The sequence below is a fragment of the Leptogranulimonas caecicola genome, assembly GCF_023168405.1.
Lineage (GTDB): Bacteria > Actinomycetota > Coriobacteriia > Coriobacteriales > Atopobiaceae > Leptogranulimonas > Leptogranulimonas caecicola.
This window is the reverse complement of the sequence record NZ_AP025285.1, coordinates 922,365-937,729: the sequence shown is the minus strand read 5'-3', so window position 1 is coordinate 937,729 and position 15,365 is coordinate 922,365. Positions and strand designations below refer to the sequence as shown.

The following is a 15,365-nucleotide window of genomic DNA, read 5'->3' as shown; positions in this document are numbered from 1 at the left end:
GCTATCTTAGAACTCTTTCTGGAAGGGTATCCTTCTGTTGGTTGCCAGAATTTCTGTTGACATCATTAATTTGGAGGCGTGCCCATGGCTGCTCCTACTGCGACAAAACGCCCTCGGCTTTTGCTTATCTATACCGGTGGGACCATTGGCATGGTGGAAGACCCCGCCACAGGGGCGCTTGTGCCTTTCGACTTTGCCCATCTCATGGACGGGGTGCCAAAGCTAAAGCTTTTAGGCTACGACTTGAATCACAAGGAGTTTGACCCGCCTATCGATTCCTCCAACATGAATCCGGCCGCTTGGAGCCAAATCGCCCACACCATTGCCGATGCCTATGAGGACTACGACGGATTTGTGGTGCTCCATGGGACTGACACTATGGCCTATACCGCCTCGGCGCTCTCTTTCATGCTTGAGGGGCTCACCAAACCAGTGATTCTTACGGGGTCCCAGTTGCCCATTGGCGAGATACGCGAGGATGGCACAGAGAACCTCCTCACCGCTCTTCAAGTGGCTGCCGCCAAAGACCCGACAGACGGGGGAGCCATGGTGCGAGAGGTGGCCATCTCCTTTGGCCGCTATCTGTGGCGAGGCAACCGCTCCACTAAGGTGAGCTCCACAGATTTTGGCGCCTTTACCTCTTACAACTATCCCGCGCTCTGCGCCATGGACCTTCATATCGACTTTAGAAAAAAGCAGCTCTGGCGCCCCGCAGGCGACACACCGCTCACGCCTTTCTTCACCATGGACCCTGCGGTGAGCGTCATCTATCTCTATCCTGGCATTACCCAGCAAATCCTGGAAAGCCAACTGAGTGCCCCGGGACTCAAAGCCGTGGTCCTTCGCACCTTTGGCGCAGGCAACGCCCCCACAGAACCATGGTTCGTGGATGCGATAGCCCATGCAGTGAAATCCGGCTTACTGGTGGTTAACGTTACCCAATGTCCCGCAGGCGGCGTCGAAGAGCAGCGCTATGCCACAGGAGATGCCCTGGCCAAAGCCGGCGTCATCTCCGGGTGCGATATGACCTGCGAGGCAGCCTTGACCAAACTCATGCACCTTTTTGGCCGGGGACTCACCCCACAGCAAGCCGCTGCGTACGTGCCAGTGTCCATGCGCGGCGAACTTACCGTCTAACTGGATAACTTTTGAATCCCTTATGGGGTAACGCTGCCGACCTCTTGCTGCCATGATTATGGGAATAGATCTAGGTGTCTTTACCAAACGACGCCCTCGTATCAGGGCTGTTAGATCTGTAGCGATCCCAAGGCCATAGGTCTTTTGGGACCTTTGAGAAAGGGTATTACTATGATCTCTCATGATCTTGCCATTGTAGGTGCGGGCCCTGCAGGCCTGACGGCAGCCATCTATGCAGACCGTGCCGGTCTGGATGCCATCACTCTAGAAGCAGGTATGTTTGGCGGGCAGATCGCTCAATCGGATATGGTAGACAACTACCCTGGCATTGAGTCTATCAGCGGTGCCGAACTCTCCGAGCGCATGCATGCCCATGCAGAGTCTTTAGGCGCCGCCTTCACATCGGACAGCGTCACTTCGATCGAGCATGATCCTGCCACAGGCCTCTTTTTGCTCACCGGATGGAGCGAGACCTATCAAGCACGCGCAGTGATCCTTTCCACGGGCGGCTCGCCCCGCTCTGCTGGATTTGAGGGCGAGGATGCCTTCAAGGGCCATGGTGTGAGCTATTGCGCCACCTGCGACGGCATGTTCTATCGCGACAAGCTGGTCTATGTCGTTGGTGGTGGCAATACTGCATGCGAGGAGGCCGACTTTCTCTCACGCATCTGCAAGAAAGTCGTGCTCATTGTGCGTAAGGACCATCTGCGCGCCCAAGCCGCGCTGCAGGAGAAGGTGACGCTCAATCCCAAGATCGAGATCCGCTACCAGTGCGCGATCAAGAGCCTCTCTGGCGAAGGCATGCTACCCCAGACCATCGTGCTCAAAGACACGGCCACCGGCGAGACCCAAACCTACACGCACAAGGCGGGCTCTTTTGGCGTGTTCGTGTTTATCGGCATGATTCCGGCTTCTGAGCTGGCAGCCCCCTTCGCCCAGATCAACGGTGCTGGCGAAGTAGTGGCCAACGAGGATATGTCCACTGCCACCCCCGGCTTTTTTGTGGCAGGCGATCTGCGTCAAAAGCCGTTGCGCCAAGTGATCACGGCTGCCTCCGATGGCGCCATTGCAGCCAACAGCGCTGCACTCTATCTGGGCAATCTCGTGATCTAAGCTCTAAGGAGTACACTAGCTCTGGATGGCAGCGTGCGAGAGAGGGGAGTAGAGGCTTATGAAGTCTCAGGTTGCACTGGCTCCTCTCTCTCGCACATTTCAGATCTTAATGGTGGTGCGCGGTGCCCTTGTGGGCTGCATCGTAGGAGTGCTCATCGCCGGTTACCGCTTTTTGCTCTCGCAATGCGAAGACATGCTGCGCGCCATAACCTCGCAGGCAGCAACCAGCCCACTGATCATTCCTCTCTGGATCGCCGTTCTGGTGCTGCTGCTTTTGCTTCTGAGCGCGCTCATGCGCTTTGCCCCAGGCACAGTAGGCTCCGGCATTCCTCAGGTTGAAGCAGACGCCCTTGGTCGGCTGGATCTTCCTTGGCGTCGCGTGGTCCCCATCAAGGTGCTTGAAGGCGGCATCACTGCCTTTGCTGGGCTCTCTCTTGGCCGAGAAGGGCCGTCGGTCCAGCTCGGAGGCATGTGCGGCAAGGCGGTCTCAGAGCTTACTCGTGCCACAGAAGAAGAGAGGCGCCTGCTGGTGACCTGTGGGGCAGGAGCCGGAATGGCGGCAGCCTTCTCTGCTCCGCTCACCGGGGTCATGTTTGCGGTAGAAGAGATCCACAAATCGTTTTCTGCGCCGCTTGTCATTGGCACCATGGCCTCTGCGGTAGCTGCGGTGCTGTGCACAGGGGCTCTTTTAGGAGAAGACCCCCTGATCCCCATCAGATTCGCCTTTGATTTGCCCCATATCGCCTATGGGCTGGTAGCGCTTCTGGGGGTCTTTCTGGGGCTGCTTGGGGCTTTGCATAACCGCGGCATGTTCTTAGGTCAAGCGCTCTATGGCAAGATCCGCTCTCACCTTCCCCTGTCACGGCTGGCCATACCCTTTGGGCTTGCAGGCCTCTGCGCCTTTGCAGCTCCCTCCCTCATGGACGGCGGCGACGCCATCTTAGAGATCCTCGTCCGGGTTTCAAACCACCCCACGCTCCTTCTGCTGCTCTTGCTGTTGGGCAAATACTTATTTACCAATATCTCGGCCAGCTCCGGGGCTCCAGGAGGGACCCTTTACCCGCTTGTAGTCATGGGTGCGCTTGCTGGAGCGTTGTTTGGGCGTGCAGCGGTGGCATTTCTCGGCCTCGATGGCGCCTATATCAACAATTTTATGCTCCTGGGTATTGCAGGCCTCTTCGCGGGCGCAGTCCAAGCGCCAGTGACCGGATGCCTTTTGGTGTTCGAGCTCACTGGAAGCTTCTCGGCGCTGCTTTCCTTGGGGTTGGTGAGCCTGGTAGCCTATGTGGTGGCAAACCTTACTAAAACGCCTGGCTACTACGAACATCTGCTTGGAAATCTACTGGCCCATGACAGCGATGAGATCGTAAAGGCGCCCAGGCGCTCAGTGGTTACCCATACCTGGTATGTGAACTTTGGCTCTGAGGCAGAAGGCAAAAGGCTCTCAGAGTTGCATTGCCCGCAGGGCAGCTCGGTGTGCCTGGTGACCCGCTGCGGACGTTCGCTCGTGCCAAGCCAGGATCTCGTGCTGGAAGCCGCTGACGGCGTGCTTTTTGTAATAGACTCCGCCTTGGCACCTATTGCAGAAGCTCGCATCGAAGGTCTCTTTAGGCCTGGATATCCCCACCAGGCCAATGAAACCCCCTCATCTTCGCCCCCTCAGGAAGGACCCTCTCATGCAGCTCGTCAGTCTCCCCGGAGATAAGCCGCTTTGGAGCCAGATCGCCCAAATCCTCAGCGAGCGCATAGCCAACGGCACCTATCCTGTGGGAAGCACGATGCCCGGCGAGATGGCCTTAATGGAAGAGTTTGGCGTCTCACGCATCACTGTGCGTCAAGCATTGGACAAACTGGTGTCCCGAGGCCTGATAGAACGCCGTCGAGGCAAGGGGACCTTGGTGCTCAAACCTCAGGACCTCATTGAAACCCATTTGCACTCCAGTTTTTCTGACTTTGCAGAAGTGAGAAACCATACCGAGAGAAAGCTGCTGTCTCTTAGCCGAGAAACCCCTCCTGAGGAGGTTGCAGAGTTTTTTGGAATCCCACGTGCTCAGAAAGTAGTTCGGCTTTGCCGCGCCACTGTTATCAATGATCATAGGGCTGCCTACTTCGAGACCTATCTATCGCCAGAGGTGCCTTTTGATCGCTTGGATGACACCGGCTCGCTCTACGAGTATTTGGGAGAGCTTGGCTTTCCCGTGACCTCTATTGTAGAAACCGTGCGTGCTGCTAATCCCACAGAGAAAGATCGCGAGAGATTCGAGGGGCTAGGGGAGGGAGCTCTCTTGAAGCGCTGCCGACAAGGTTCCTTTGGACAGATGCCTGTGGAATACACCAACTCCACCTATCGAGGCCAAGATTACGAGCTTACTATCCGGCTAGGGGAGTAGGCGGAAGCTTTTCTCGGCACGTATAAGGGAGAACTGTTTACCCTTCATGCTTTTATCCATCATCGCAAGCTCTTCTTTTTAGACCTCTACTATGCTATTGTTCTTATTGTCATAACATTAGGATGTACTAGATGGATTTCCCGGATTTCATCCCGAAGCCCTGTCGTGCCAATGAGCCAAAAAGCCATCGAGTTGGAGGGGCCTTATGAGCGATTACCGCTACGATCTTTCACCCACTATCAAAGTTGATGGCTATGACCATGCCCTATGGGAGACTCCGCAGGCGATCTTGGAGGAGCTGTCTTCCCGCACGCAGGCACGCCTCATAGTGGTGGAGATGTACCCAGGGATATCTTCTGAAGCTCTGGATTTGGTGGCTCCCGCATTTCCTGACGCAACGGTAGTAGATGCCAGGGACGCCTATCTGGATCAAGAGGCTATTCAGGCGATCCTAGCCCCACACGTCACCTGCGACAGCGTTCGCGGTGTCATGTATAGGGGCACCCTGCAAGACCTTATGGATACAAGCGCAAAGGCTCGCATCCAGGAAGATATCCGCCGTTGCCTAAAAGCTCACAGACCGGTGATTGTCTGGGGTTTTGGGGCTTCTTTGATTGCAGATCCTTGTGCCCGAGAGCTTCCTGAAGAGCAGGTGCTTACCGTCTATGGAGATATCTCCCGCTGGGAAATCCAACAAAGGTACCGCCAAGGGATGCCTAATCATTTTTGGAACAACCCCCAAGAATCCAACGCGCGCAAATTCAAACGCGGCTATTTCATTGAATGGCGGCTGGCTGACAAAATCAAGCGCCAGCTCCAACCCAGCCTCGATTACCTGCTTGCGCTTACCCATAGGCAAAAACCGCTCATGATAAGCGGGGATGCCTATCGCGCAGGGCTTGCCCAGGCGGTGCGTTCGCCGTTTCGCATGGTGCCATATTTTGACCCGGGGGTGTGGGGCGGCCAATGGATGCGAGAGCACTTTGGCCTAAGCCCTGAGGCGCCAAATTATGCCTGGAGTTTTGACGGAGTGCCAGAAGAGAACAGCGTGCTTTTGCGCTATGGCACCACCAATGTGGAGGTGCCGGCTCAAGATATTGTCTTGGCTCATCCAAAAGAGCTGCTGGGCGCACGTAACTATGCACGTTTTGGCGCAGAATTCCCAATACGGTTCGATTTGCTGGACACCATGGGCGGCCAGAACCTCAGCTTGCAAGTGCACCCCACGACAGATTATATAATAAACCATTATGGCATGACCTACACCCAGGATGAGAGTTATTACATTTTGGATGCAGGACAAAATGGCGGGGTTTACCTTGGGGTAAAAGAGGGCATCGATAGCGATCAAATGATTGGCGATCTCAAGGAAGCACAGGTCACAGGCTCTTTTGATGCCGCAAAATACGTCAACTTCTGGCCCGCAGCCAAACATGACCACTTTCTTATTCCCGCCGGCACCGTCCATTGCTCCTCAGCAGACTGCATGGTGCTGGAAGTCAGCGCCACCCCTTACATCTTCACCTACAAGCTCTGGGACTGGGACCGCACCGATCTTGACGGAAACCCCCGGCCCATTCACATAGAAGACGGCGCTCGAAACATCCAGTGGGACAGAGACGCCTCCTGGGTGAAAGGACATCTGATCAATCAGGTTGAGACGCTTTACGACGACGAAGACCTCAAGGTAGAGAAGACAGGCCTGCACGAGTTGGAGTTCATAGAGACGCGCCGCTATAGCTCCTCTCGCGCCATCGATTTGTCCACTCAAGGCGAAGTACAGGTATTTAACCTGGTAGAAGGGACCGCCGCGTGGCTCGAAAGCCCTCAGGGCGCCTTCGAGCCCAGAGAGATCCACTATGCGGAGACCGTCATCGTGCCAGCCCAGGTGCAAAGTTATCGTTTGCGGCCGGCCATAGACGATGAGCCGATTAAAGTGCTGGTGGCACAGGTGCGTCAAGCCTGATGTGCGCAGAGCCTAGCGGTCAGGGACACAGTATTGGTCCCGGCTCCTTGCCAGAAACGATCCTTCGCTGGATGCATGCCTTAAGAAGCGCTTCTCCGTGCGCCTGATGATAGGCTCTCCATTGCTCAAATTTGCATTTTAATTGGGGGGCATCCAAGCTCTTCAGGTCTTTCGGCGTGGCTGCCTGTTCATCCGGGCAAGAAACCAACTGCAACTGATCCGTTGGCACTTCCGGCGCCAACGGGCGTCTCTTGGCGTAGGCCGCCCCTTCAATCCCTGCCAACTGGCCAAATACCATGGCTTGAGAGCTGGCGATGCCGCCTAGCCGGTCAATGGCGAAGAGGGGAGCGCACTCTCCTGCGGCATAAAGGCCCTCTACCTGGGTTTGACAGGTCTTCGGATCTATCACGATGCCGCCATTGGAAGCTTGGTGATAGACCGCGACAGGCAGCTTGTCGCCAAATCCCAGCCCATGGGCCTCTTGGAGCCAATCCATGTATGTGGCGATGAAGGAAGGCAGCTCGCCCTCGGGGCGCTTAATGATCGCGTCACACGACCCGCCTACCGCCCAAATGGCCTCTTCCACTTTGCGAGAAGGCCGCTGGGAGGTATAGGGGCCATGCCAAGAATGAGCTTCCAGCGCTGCCTTGGCCTCCTGCTCGTCAATGCCCGCAAGCCGGAACACGTCTTTACCGTCTTTCTCCAGCCGTGTGTAACGCCAGAGCTTCTCATTGAATACCGCAGGCGTCCCTGAAGTCTTGATGCCCACCATGAGCTGCTCGAACTCCAGATTAGCCACCTGAGCTCCTACGTCCGCCGCCATAGAAGCTCCCACGCCTCGGCATTGCCCCGAAGAGAGCGTGGGCTTTCTTAGCGCCGCCATGCCTCCTGTGGCCAGCACCACACAGGGACATACCACAGCCATGAGCTCTCCCTCACAGGAAGCTACAAGCCCACTAAGGGCTCCGGTGTCTGGGTCTTTTAACAAAGAGAGGGCTTGGGCTGCCGAGAAACACTCCACCCCTGATCGGAGTACCGTATTCACCAATGGGTCATGCGAGGGCCCGGCATGAAAACCAAACCATCCACGCGTCTCTGTGTCAAAGCACGGCACATAGCTCCGGTGGGTTTCTTGGCCTTTCTCGGCAGGTTCTAATACTGCACCCCAACGTTCAAAGGTGGTCAGAGACTCATAAAATCTATTTGCGAGCACCTCTGCCATCCCTGAAGTGGCCACGTCGCCTGCGGGGGCCAGGATGCCCTGAACAAAAGCCTCTTTATCTTCAGTGCTGTCGCTAAGGGGGCCCACCATACCAAGACCCCAGGTAGTGCCAGAAAAGCTCGCGCCTGATCCCAACGTGCCCAAGCTCACCAGGACCACACAGGCGCCCGCTTCGCGAGCGGCCAAAGCGGCAGAGATTCCAGCAATGCCAGATCCCACTACACAGACATCGCAGCGCAAGAGTTTCATGAGAGCCCTTCTGAGTTATAGCGATCGATGGCTATTGATCTTGAATGCTCAGTATGACAGAGCGTCAGTAGAGCTTTCGACTTACGTAGCCAAAACTTCTAGATGAGACTCCCCTGCGCTGGTTGCAGCATTTCTCGGATAATATATGTTATGTAAAGTAGAGGTTATGAGCATCTGCTTATACGGGCATTCTTGGACGTCATGGCCCTTCCCCGACTCAGAAGCATGGTTTACCTAATAACCGGAACTGCGCCGTGCGATAGCTACTGACATCGCCAGGTCATAGAAGCCAGCGTCATCATCTACATCAATGCCGTACTTTTGTCTCAGGGTCTCTAGGCGATACTTCACTGTGTTGCGATGCACAAAGCACGCCTCGGCGGTGCGGGCCAACGATGAGGCGTGGGACATATAGGTATCCAAAGTTTCGAAGAGCTCGCTATCGACACCTTCCTCGGCAATCAAATGGCGCACCTCTGGAGACACAAACCAAAGCCGGCGATGTTCAGGCACATATGCCAGAAGATGATCGAAGCGCACTCGATCATATGGCACAGGATTCAAGATGGCGGCTCCCCCAAAGCGTGTCTTTGACAGCTCTCCCCCATCACCCAAATATTCAAATCTTTCACTTTGTACTCGTGACAAGCTTTCTGCAACGCGCACTGATTGCTCTGCTTGCTCGACATGCCAGGGCAAGTCATAGAGATCTGAAAAAGGCTCTGATAATCCGCCTCGAAGATCGCTTTCTTCCAAAAATGCGCGTACAGGATGCATATATTTGCTTATAGTTGCGCCAATACGCACTTGTGCGCCTCCTGGCGCAATGCTTGCTCGGGATAACGCTGCATCTTTGGGCATGCACACCAATACCAACACCCAGGAATCTCTGAACACCGCATAGCAGTCGGGTACCATCTCATTGATGCGCTGACGCAGAGAGTCTTGCACCACGTTGTCCATGAGCTCGAGGCGCAAATCTAGAGCGAGCACCACATAGGATTGCTCGGCTGCGAAACTGGTTTGACCCACCAGCTCGTCAAACATACGGCGACTTACCACGCGGTTGCTCATGAGGTCCAACAAGAGATTGACCTCACGACTGCGATGGGTGTGAAACTGACCGGCAATGGCTTTCTCTGAGGCCATCTGCTTTGCCAAGATCTCTGCCACCTGACGATAGAGGGTTGTAGACGTCTCCTCCAGTGCGCTTTCTAGCTCCAACACCAGAAGATAGCCTACAAAGGAGCCTCCATAGATGAGCTTATGCATAAGTCGACGGTGAGGAGAGATGCGCTCCACGATCGTTGAGACACGGGATGCGTCGGTCTCAAAGTAGTTGGTGTCTTGCCCTCGGAGTTTGGCGATGAACTCGAAGGTGAGATAGCCACGCGTAAGGCCGGTGCGCCACACCGCGTCTGCCGTGCCGTGATATTCAGAGTGAGCCACGATGTTATAGGATGCATCGCACACAATCACTGGGTTTCTAAGCACCTCTGAGGCGCACTCTGCCAAAGCAGGGAGATCGTCGCGATCCAGCAAAATGCGCATAAGGCGATCCAGCGAGCCTGCAGAACCGCTCTGGCGCACCAACAGCTGCAAGTCTTCTACCAGACGAGCGAGATCGTCGGTGTTTTCTACCAGGATCAGATGGCAGCCAGGACGTGGAGGTTGGATCTCCTCGGCAGCTATATCTGTGGCAAGCACATAGAGGCCCGGATGCGCATTGGCTCCCAATCTATAAAATGTAGAAGCATATCCTACTTGGATGTGGCTAGATTCAGAGGCTGTGTCAGAGGAATCCAGGTAGCCTACAGAAGTAACGTGAATGTCGGGATCGTAGGCAAAGGGCACGCGGGCGCCGGCGCTCACTAAATGCGCTACCACATTGCCAAAATCCAGCATCGAATCTCCTCATCCCGTAATGCTGCAGGTTTGCTGAACATATTGCATCTCATATGTCCCTATTATTTGTCAATTGTGCACAAGGGAAAGTTTCATTTTGTCACATTTAACAGAGCATTTGGTTGCATACCCAGGCAGAATATCCACTGACCAAAACCAACGCCTGTTGGAATCACCGGTGTATTTGATGGGGCCGGTCCCCCATCGCAAATCGGGTTTGCTTTGTAGCGGCGGAGAAAGGACTCCCCCATGAAGTTGTTGCGCACCATCCAAAAAGTACCTGCCGGCATTCTGTTGGTTCCTACCATCATCGGCGCACTTATCCACACCTTCTGCCCTCAGATTTTGGAGATTGGCGATCCCACCCAATCCATGTTCACCGCCGCAGGCATGCAGCTCTGCATCGGCTTGCTCCTCTTCTTCACCGGCACCCAGCTTTCCCTCTCGCAGCTGGGCCTGGTGGCCAAGAAAGGCCTCCCCTTCCTGCTGGTTAAGTACGGCGTCGCCTACGGCGCAGCCCTCTTGTTCTTGTCCCTCTTTGGCCAAGCCGGCCTGCTGGGCGTGAGCTTCCTGGCTTTCGCCATCGCTATCACCAGCTGCAACGGCGCCCTCTACATGGGCATCATCGAGCCCTACGGCAACTCCGTTGACTATGCCCTCTTTGGCATCCTCATGATGTTCTCCATGCCCGTGCTTCCCATGGTGCTGCTCAATAGCGCTAACGGCGGCGACATCAACTGGATGTCCATCGTGAGCCTCCTGGTTCCCTTTATCTTTGGCATCGTGCTTGGCAACATCGACCCCGCAATCCGCGACCTGTTCAAGAGCGGCAACAACTGCGTGCTCCCCTTTATCGGCTTCCAGTTTGGCGCTGTCATTAACCTGGCCGAGGCCGCCAAGCAGATCCCCCAGGGCATCCTGCTCACCGTGCTCTTCTATGTCATCTCCATCGTGCCCCTCTACTTCTTTGACCGCAAAGTGCTCCATGGCGGCGGCTATGCCTCTGTAGCCAGCTGCTCGGTCGCCGGCGTAGCCCTCTCCATCCCCATGATGGCCGCCTCTGCTGCAGGCATTTATGAGCCCTTCGTCGCCGACGCCGTCTCCCAGCTCGCCATGATCATGTTTATCACCACCTTCGCCACCCCCTACATCACCAAGTTCTTCATCCAAAAGAACCATGTGAAGACCAATGCCGAGATCGCTGCCGAGGCCGCCTCTCAGGGCGACAAGGTCACCCCGCTCTCAGTAGACGAGGTCTCCGAGGAAGCCGTCTAATCCCTTGCCGAGAAACACGCGCCACCGCGTGAGTTAACTGCCCGTGTACTTGATACCAAAGGAGTCATCATGTCCTCTGTCTTTTACCAAGTGAGCACCCTGAACGCCCTGATGCTGGGCAACTTCGACGGCGTAGTGACCGTTGGCGAGCTTCTCTCCCATGGCTCTTGGGGCATTGGCACCTATGAGGGTCTCGACGGAGAGGCCATCATCTGCGACGGCGTCGCCTATGACGGGCATGCCGACGGCGAGGTCGTGCCCTATGGCAACGACGAGAAGGTGGCCTTCTCCACTGTGGCCAACTTCAACGAGAAGGCAACGGAGTTTGGCATTGCCGACGCCTCCGATATGGCCGCTGTCAAAGCTGCATTGGATGAGGTGCGCGCCGGCACCGACGGAAACGACAACTACTGGTGGCTGGTAGCCATGAAGGGCACCTTCCCCACCATGAAGTGGCGCAGCTGCTTCAAGCAGCAGAAGCCCTACACCACGCTCTCTGAGGCAGCCACCGACCAGCGTGAGTTCGTAAGCCGTGACGAGGAGGGCTGGGTCATTGGCGTCTGGTGCCCCAGCTTTGTAGACGGCATCAATATGCCCGGCTGGCACCTGCACTTCCTCTCTGAGGACAAGAAGCGCGGCGGCCACATTCTCGAGATGTCCATTGGCGACGTCTCCGGTACCCTCGAGAGCTATCGAGAACTCGCGCTCATCATGCCTGACAATCCCGAGTTTGCAGGCCTCGACCTCACCGAGGACCTGGCCGAGGCCACCGCCAAGGTAGAGGGTGGTAAATAACCGATCGTTGCCCAGGTAAAGGGCATAAAAATGAGACATCCGACAGCTCAAAAGTGGGCATTCGGATGTCTGTTGTGGAAAGGATTTCCCATGTACAAAGCAATGCGCGCCCCTTCGATGTACGCCCAGTCCCCGGACTGCCTGAACGACTTCTATGACATTTGCAAGGGGTATGGCAAGCGTTTCCTGTTCATCTGCAGCCACAGCGGCCTCGCTGCAGCAGAGCCCAAGATCACCAAGAGCTGCGATGGCACTGATAGCTATCTGCGCTTCGAGCAGTTTGGCGGCATCTCTTCTGAGGGCGAGATCACCAAGATGGGCCAGATCGTAGTAGATGATGACATCGATGTCGTGTGCGGCATAGGCGGCGGCTCTGCCATCGACACCGCTAAGGCCACTGCTTTCTATCAGGGCAAACCCGTAGTGATCATCCCCACTGTGGCAGCCACCGATGCCCCTTGCACCGGTCTCTCCGTCATCTATCACGACGACGGCTCCTTTGCCGAATACCTCTTCTATCCCAAAAACCCCGACGTGGTGATTGTTGACAGCACCATCATCATGGATGCCCCCGTGAAGTTCCTAGTGGCCGGCATGGGCGATGCCCTGGGCACCTACTACGAGGCTCGCGCCTGCCAGCGCACCAAGAGCCTCTCTCTGGAAAACACCGAGGTTACCCTCTCTGCCATGGCCCTTTGCACCCTATGCCGCGACACCCTTATCAAGGACGGGTTCCGCGCAAAGGTGGCTGCCGAGAAGGGCGTGATGGTGCCCGCTCTGGAATCCTGCATCGAGGCCAACATCTACCTTTCTGGCGTGGGCGCCGACAACGCCGGCCTCTGCGTCGCTCACTCCGTCTACAACGGCACCACTGCTCTGGAGGAGTGCGAGTCTATCCCCCACGGCAACATCGTGGCCTTTGGCACGCTGGTGCAGCTGGTGCTGGAGGACGCTCCCGACGAGGAGCTGGCCGAGGTCATGGAGTTCATGGACGCTGTGGATCTGCCCCTTACCCTTGAGGCCATCAACATCACCGATCCCAGCCATGTAGCCATCGCTGCCCAGATGGCCTGCGTCCCAGGCGAGTCCATCCACAATTTTGCAGGCGACGTGACCCCCGAGCAGCTGACTGCAGCCATGTTCCAAGCCGACGCCCTCGGCCACGCCTTTCTCGAGGACTAATCACCTCAAGGCCGGCTCCTAAGAAAGCTCTGTTTCACGTTCACATCGCTTTCCTCTACCCGAAATCCCCCGGCCCCGCTGGGGGATTTCTCATGAAGAGCAAAGGGGTCGGGTAGTCTTTATGCTTGTGTGCTCTACACCACGTGCATTTAGACCTTTGGCTGCCGCCTTGCGGGCAGCGTTCATTGAAAGAGGACTTCTGTGGATCTGAGCTGGAAGACCTTAAGCAGAGTGGGCCTCGCCTGCTTCCTGCTCTACCTTGCTATTCACTATTTGGATCTTTTGGTGAACTGGCTGGGAATGATGCTTGCTGCAGCCATACCTCTCTTTTTGGGCTGCGCCATCGCCTATGTGCTCAATATCCTTATGGCTTTCTATGAGGGGCTTTGGCCTAAAGGGCATTCCCGCGGCAAGCGCGGCCTCTGTCTTACGGCCTCTATCCTCACCGTCGTCGCCCTCTTTGTGTTCCTAGGCCAGTTGGTGTTTCCCGAGCTTATCAGGTGCATCCAGATGCTTGTGACCCAACTGCCTTCCACTCTAGAATCGCTGGTCGCCCAAATCAACAACACCGGCTTCATCCATCTTGGCTCTCTAAGCGACCTCTCCAATCAGATGGATCGCCTCTTCAGCTCCTTCGCTCCCCAAAGCGCCGATACCCTTCTAGGCTTTACTGCAACTTTCCTAAGCACGGTAGTGAACACCACGCTCAATTGGATCATCGGCCTCTTTTTTGCCATCTACCTGCTGCTTTCCAAAGAGCAACTCCTGGAGCAATCCAAGCGGCTCCTGGCCCACTGGCTCCCAGCTAAAGCAGACGCCCGTTTCCTAGAGATCTGCTCTGTGGCCAACTCCTGCTTTCGTGGCTTTGTGGTAGGCCAGTGTACCGAGGCCGTCATCTTAGGAGCCCTCTGCGCTCTTGGCATGGCCATTCTTGGCCTCCCCTATGCGGGCATGACCGGCGTGGTGGTGGGCTTTACTGCACTCATCCCGATCTTTGGCGCTTTCATTGGCGGTTTGGTGGGATTCTTGCTCATCCTGACCCAAAGCCCTCTCCAGGCTCTCTTCTTCTTGGCATACCTGGTGATTTTGCAGCAAGTGGAAGGTAACCTCATCTACCCCCGTGTAGTGGGCACTTCCATCGATCTGCCTGGCATTTGGGTTCTGGCCGCTGTGATCTTGGGCGGCGGAGTTGGCGGTATTCTAGGCATGATCTTTGCCGTGCCGCTTACCGCCGTGGTGTACCGGCTCATACGCCAAGAGCTTCGACGTGCACCCCGCCCTACCGCCTCATCCCAGTAATCCATTGAGCCACAGGTTCAAACCTTGGGCGGCGGAGTTTCTCGGCATCCAATGTCGAGAAACCCTTCCTCTATCACTCCCTTTGTTTCACGGGTAACAAAGAGACCCCCTGCACACCTTCGGCTCGAGAGCCGTTGCATGGAGGGGGTCATGCGTGATGAGGAAGTCTGCAGCCAGTCGAGTTACTCCACGGTGATGAGGGAGTAGACTTCCTGGTCAAAGTGCTGGGAGATTACTTCGCGAGGATTGAGATAGGCCAGCTCGAGGGCAAAACCAAAGCCAATGACCTTGGCGCCAGCCTTCTCCACCAGCTGAGCGCAGGCAACGGCAGTGCCACCAGTAGCTACCAGGTCGTCGATGATGAGGACGCGGTCCTCCGAGGAGAGGGCATCTGCGTGGATCTGGATCTCATCGGTGCCGTACTCCAATGCGTAAGCCTGGGAGATAACATCACGGGGGAGCTTGCCAGGCTTGCGGGCAGGGACAAAACCTGCGGCCAGACGATAGGCCACAGGAGCGCCAACCAAAAAGCCACGGGCCTCAGCGCCCACCACTTTGGTGATACCTAGACCCATGAAATGCTCAGCCAGACCATCGATGACAGCAGAGAAGCCCTGGGGATCTGCGATAAGAGGGGTGATGTCTTTGAAGATGACGCCAGGCTCCGGATAATCAGGGATGTCGACCACAAGGTCGGTGTAGGCAAAATTGCTCATGGAAGTGGCTTCTCCTTGTAAAGGGCAGCAGGCCGGCATGGGACTGTTGCAGAGGACAAAACGAGCACTGGGGCGCGCTCTCAAAAGGCACCTATGAGTGAGTGCCCATAAAATAG

General features: G+C 56.1%; 12 protein-coding genes. 9 read left to right on the top strand and 3 right to left on the bottom strand.

Features of this window, described 5'->3' with window-relative positions:
- Positions 1 to 84: 84 nt before the first annotated feature.
- The 5 genes from OR601_RS04110 (at position 85) to OR601_RS04090 (ending at position 6,606) form a co-directional block, all read left to right on the top strand.
- Positions 85 to 1,137, top strand: coding sequence for an asparaginase (locus tag OR601_RS04110; protein ID WP_136012788.1), 1,053 nt, complete (start codon positions 85 to 87; stop codon positions 1,135 to 1,137).
- Between the two features lie 171 nt (positions 1,138 to 1,308).
- Positions 1,309 to 2,250: an NAD(P)/FAD-dependent oxidoreductase gene (locus OR601_RS04105; protein WP_265592302.1), complete on the top strand. Its 942-nt coding sequence runs from the start codon at positions 1,309 to 1,311 to the stop codon at positions 2,248 to 2,250.
- A gap of 58 nt (positions 2,251 to 2,308) precedes the next feature.
- On the top strand, positions 2,309 to 3,955 hold the full coding sequence (locus OR601_RS04100; protein ID WP_265592301.1) for a chloride channel protein: 1,647 nt from the start codon (positions 2,309 to 2,311) through the stop codon (positions 3,953 to 3,955).
- Complete coding sequence (locus OR601_RS04095; RefSeq protein ID WP_265592300.1) at positions 3,927 to 4,640, top strand: GntR family transcriptional regulator; 714 nt, start codon at positions 3,927 to 3,929, stop codon at positions 4,638 to 4,640. Before OR601_RS04100 ends, OR601_RS04095 begins: the two co-directional genes overlap by 29 nt.
- A gap of 205 nt (positions 4,641 to 4,845) precedes the next feature.
- Complete coding sequence (locus OR601_RS04090; protein ID WP_265592299.1) at positions 4,846 to 6,606, top strand: class I mannose-6-phosphate isomerase; 1,761 nt, start codon at positions 4,846 to 4,848, stop codon at positions 6,604 to 6,606.
- Positions 6,607 to 6,625: 19 nt separating this feature from the next.
- Here OR601_RS04090 and OR601_RS04085 read toward each other — a convergent pair whose 3' ends face one another.
- Positions 6,626 to 8,077: an FAD-dependent oxidoreductase gene (locus tag OR601_RS04085; protein WP_265592298.1), complete on the bottom strand. Its 1,452-nt coding sequence runs from the start codon at positions 8,075 to 8,077 to the stop codon at positions 6,626 to 6,628.
- A gap of 234 nt (positions 8,078 to 8,311) precedes the next feature.
- The gene (locus OR601_RS04080) at positions 8,312 to 9,982 is read right to left on the bottom strand and encodes a PucR family transcriptional regulator (protein ID WP_136012794.1); all 1,671 of its coding nucleotides are present in this window, start codon (positions 9,980 to 9,982) and stop codon (positions 8,312 to 8,314) included.
- Between the two features lie 249 nt (positions 9,983 to 10,231).
- On the opposite strand from OR601_RS04080, the gene OR601_RS04075 reads away from it, so the two are divergent.
- The 4 genes from OR601_RS04075 to OR601_RS04060 all read left to right on the top strand — a co-directional run bounded on the left by OR601_RS04075 (position 10,232) and on the right by OR601_RS04060 (position 14,533).
- Entirely contained in the window at positions 10,232 to 11,257 is a 1,026-nt protein-coding gene (locus OR601_RS04075) for a 2-keto-3-deoxygluconate permease (RefSeq protein WP_265592297.1), read from the top strand.
- Between the two features lie 69 nt (positions 11,258 to 11,326).
- Positions 11,327 to 12,052, top strand: coding sequence for an acetolactate decarboxylase (gene budA / locus OR601_RS04070; RefSeq protein ID WP_265592296.1), 726 nt, complete (start codon positions 11,327 to 11,329; stop codon positions 12,050 to 12,052).
- A 90-nt stretch (positions 12,053 to 12,142) separates the two neighbouring features.
- A complete protein-coding gene (locus tag OR601_RS04065; protein WP_265592294.1) occupies positions 12,143 to 13,234 on the top strand; it encodes a glycerol dehydrogenase in 1,092 nt (363 codons plus the stop codon).
- Positions 13,235 to 13,435: 201 nt separating this feature from the next.
- A complete protein-coding gene (locus OR601_RS04060) occupies positions 13,436 to 14,533 on the top strand; it encodes an AI-2E family transporter (RefSeq protein ID WP_265592293.1) in 1,098 nt (365 codons plus the stop codon).
- 182 nt (positions 14,534 to 14,715) lie between these two features.
- Here OR601_RS04060 and OR601_RS04055 read toward each other — a convergent pair whose 3' ends face one another.
- Positions 14,716 to 15,249 (bottom strand): adenine phosphoribosyltransferase, encoded by a 534-nt coding sequence (locus OR601_RS04055; protein ID WP_265592292.1) that lies wholly within the window; start codon positions 15,247 to 15,249, stop codon positions 14,716 to 14,718.
- Positions 15,250 to 15,365: the final 116 nt, after the last annotated feature.